This is a genomic window from Candidatus Nealsonbacteria bacterium, from assembly GCA_019923605.1.
Lineage (GTDB): Bacteria > Patescibacteriota > Minisyncoccia > Minisyncoccales > CSSED10-335 > JAHXGM01.
Map to the genome: position 1 here is coordinate 1 of JAHXGM010000022.1, position 3422 is coordinate 3422.

Consider the following 3422-nt stretch of genomic DNA (forward strand, 5'->3'; position numbering starts at 1 on the left):
CTATTTATGATATTAGAATAACAAGGGAGTTGTATAAGATAGTTATCTCCTAGAGTCATATATGGATTATCCGATACGAATAAATAAATATTTAAGAGACCTTGGAATAGCTTCACGTCGTGAGGTGGATGAACTTGTCGAAGGGAGTTTTGTTTTAGTTAATGGGGAAATTGTTAAAAATGGCTTTATGGTTAATGAGGGAGATAAAGTTACGGTAAAAGATAGACAAAAAAATTATCAATATTTTGCATATTACAAACCCAGGGGATTATCAACCCAAGATCTTCCCGGAATCAGAAGTGTTATTACTGAATTTAAAGATAGAGGAATGTATCCTGTTGGAAGGCTAGATAAAGAGTCAGAGGGGCTTGTATTTATTACAAATGATGGCCGTTTTACTAGAGAAGTTCTTTCAAGAAAAGATGAGTATGAAAAAGAATACATAGTTACTGTAAGAGAGGATTTAAGACCCAGTATTTTACCGATAATAAGATCGGGTATGAAAGTAAGAGGGTTAGGACAACTTCTTCCAGTTAAAGCGGAAATAATTGATAAAGTCACCATGAGAATGATTTTAAAGGAAGGTAAAAGGCATCAAATTAGAGTTATGTTAAATGATTTTTCCTATACCATTGTTTCATTAAAAAGAGTTCGTATTGGTAATATTGAATTGGGAGATCTTCAACCGGGAGAAGTAAGACCTATAGATGTAAAATTATAAAAAACGACCAACTGCACCATACTTTCAAAATTAAGAAATAAAGATAATTGTAAAATACTTTCTGATAAGCTAGAGAAAAGGGGAATGACCTGTTATAGTTTTTGGGAAATGTCTTTTAATCCGAATAATCCAGAACGCATTCAAAGATCAGATGGGGGGTTATGGGGAAACAAAAATTTTATTGCGCATGGTTTATAAAAACTACCATTTAATATTTAATGAGAGGTATAGGAATATATTTTTAAAAATATTTAGATTTATGAAAAATTTAACAAAAAACAAAAAGACAATACTAATCTCAGCCATTGCTTTAACTTTTATTTCCATATTATTTTTTTTAGGAAGAAGCCACCTGAACACGGAGAATGAAAATGTACCATTTTTTAATAATAATTATGTAGATCAGAGAGAATTTTACAAGGGAATAGTATTAGAGATTCAGAGTGAGGATATCGGTCAAGAAATAGGTGATCACGTAGAGCAGCTGATGAGTGTTTCGATTCAAAGCGGTGATAGAAAGGGAGAGATTGTTACAGTTCATAACCAGACCGTATTTTTTGAGGATGGATTTTACTTATTTCGTGAAAATGACAAGGTAATCTTAATGAATTATAAAGATTTTTCAGGAGAAGAGAAATTTTATATTTCGGAGTATGATAGATCTGGGGGGATATTTTTTATTGTTATTTTCTTTTTAATTACAATTTTATACTTTGGAAGAATGAGAGGTTTCGGGGCTATATTAGGATTATCTTTTAGTTTTTTGGTTTTATTTTTTTATATGGTTCCCAGTATTGTTGCTGGTGCTAATATCATGCATGTTACTTTATTAGGAGCGTTTTTAATGTCAAGCGTTTCTTTATTTTTAGCTCACGGAATAAATAAGAGAATTGCAATAGTTTGGTTGAGTACGATTACTACCTTATCTATATCTATCACCCTTTCTTTTACCTTTGTTAGAATTGCCGGTCTTTTCGGTAGAGGATCAGATTTATTGGGTTTTCATATGTTTACTGATTATTCTTATATTAACCTAAGGGAGCTACTTCTTGCAGGAATAATAATCGGAGTTTTGGGAGTTCTTTCTGATATTACTTCAACCCAGACAGCGGTAATCTGGGAATTAAAGAAAGCTGACCCTAATCTTCAACTAAAAGATTTATATTCAAAAAGTTTAAACGTTGGAAGGCAGCACATCGCATCTTCGGTTAATACTCTAGTTTTAGTTTATGCCGGGGTTTCTTTTCCCCTTTTTATAGCAATCAAAACTGGAACATGGTTTCCATTGTGGGTGATTATAAACTCTGAGCCAATAGCGGAAGAAATAGTTAGAATTGTTATTGGAACCTCTTCTTTAATCTTAGCAGTTCCAATTTCTAGTATTATTGCTAGCTATCTTATTGGAAGAATTAAAGAAGAGGATATTAAAAATTGGGATAATGGAAACAAATTCTTGAATTAGTTTCTTTTCCTGGCAATTGATTAGCCGTGCTTCCTCTTTTTTAATTACCTTTTATTTTAATTAGGCGTTAAATTCTTTCTTGCTGAAAAAGTAGGGGAAAGATTGAACATGTTCATATTGCAGTTAAAGTAATGATTTTAACGGATTATTCATTGATATAAGAATTGAGTTTTTCAGTAAGATTCTTGATTTATTTTAATTCGTAACCTAAGTATTTCAGCCTTCACCTCCTTTTTATGTTTTTAAAATAACTTCGTATGAGATTATTACAGCGTGTTTTAACTAACCACTTTTATACTTTTAATTGAAGCATTTCATCGGGTGTTTTTTGGCGTTTTATACTCATTTATTAATTGTATAGAAAAGTATTAAAAGTGTTTAGACATTACCAGATTGGTATTCTAAAAATATTATTCTTGAGGAAGTCTTTGAAAAATGGGAAGATTAGATCTTATTGAATTAGCCGAAGCTATTTATTACGGTGAATCCACTGGAGATTTGATGGCTAAATTTGGCGTTACGGTTAAAGATGGTGATGTGAGTCTTTTATCGGAACCTACAATTGAAGGGATTCGTAAAAATATTGTGATTATTAGGAATAAGATTTAGTATTATTAAGGACTGTTTTAATAGTAGACCCTTTTTTATCCAAAAAGCTTTTATCTCTTTTGAAGCTATGGTAAAATATTGGTATGGCAAAATTAAAAGAGTTAGTTTTATTTCTAGATAAATATCTTGATAACTCTAAATTTGAAGATGATTCTTGGAATGGTCTTCAAATAGAAGGATTAGATAATGTAAAGAAGATTGCTTTTTGTGTAACGGCAGGGCTGGATGTTTTTAAGGAAGCTAAAAAACAAGGAGCAGACATGATTGTTGCTCATCATGGTATTTTTTGGAAAAAAGCAGATCCATCAATGAAGGGATGGATGAAAGATAGAGTTTCTTTTTTACTTGATAATGATATTTCATTTTATACTTCTCATTTACCGCTTGATGCTCATCCTAAGTCTGGTAATAATGCTCAATTAATGAAGATACTGGGGGTAGAAATAAAAGATTCTATGGGATCTTATGGAGGACAAAGTATTGGATGGATTGGAGAAAGATCTCCTATTTCCGTTGAAGAAATAGTTAAAAAACTAGAAAAGACAATAGATTCAAAACCAATTATATTAAAAAGAGGGAAGAATAAAATAAAGAGAATCGCAATTGTTAGTGGGGGGGCTCCGTTTCTTG

At 31.5% G+C, this 3422-nt stretch carries 4 protein-coding genes; all 4 read left to right on the plus strand.

All coding sequences use genetic code 11. The features are described from left to right. The first annotated feature begins 61 nt into the window (after positions 1-61). Positions 62-721, plus strand: coding sequence for a 23S rRNA pseudouridine synthase F (locus KY054_03080; protein ID MBZ1356714.1), 660 nt, complete (start codon positions 62-64; stop codon positions 719-721). Between the two features lie 259 nt (positions 722-980). Continuing rightward, positions 981-2183, plus strand: a complete 1203-nt coding sequence (locus tag KY054_03085; GenBank protein MBZ1356715.1) for a YibE/F family protein — start codon at positions 981-983, stop codon at positions 2181-2183. A gap of 435 nt (positions 2184-2618) precedes the next feature. Continuing rightward, a complete protein-coding gene (locus KY054_03090; protein MBZ1356716.1) occupies positions 2619-2792 on the plus strand; it encodes a hypothetical protein in 174 nt (57 codons plus the stop codon). An 83-nt stretch (positions 2793-2875) separates the two neighbouring features. Continuing rightward, positions 2876-3422: Nif3-like dinuclear metal center hexameric protein (locus KY054_03095; GenBank protein ID MBZ1356717.1), on the plus strand; the 547-nt coding region annotated here is incomplete at its 3' end.

Bases quoted from the DNA above. Each gene is read 5' to 3' on its own strand.
- KY054_03080 (MBZ1356714.1), top strand. From the start codon at position 62: ATGGATTATCCGATACGAATAAATAAATATTTAAGAGACCTTGGAATA.
- KY054_03085 (MBZ1356715.1), top strand. From the start codon at position 981: ATGAAAAATTTAACAAAAAACAAAAAGACAATACTAATCTCAGCCATT.
- KY054_03090 (MBZ1356716.1), top strand. From the start codon at position 2,619: ATGGGAAGATTAGATCTTATTGAATTAGCCGAAGCTATTTATTACGGT.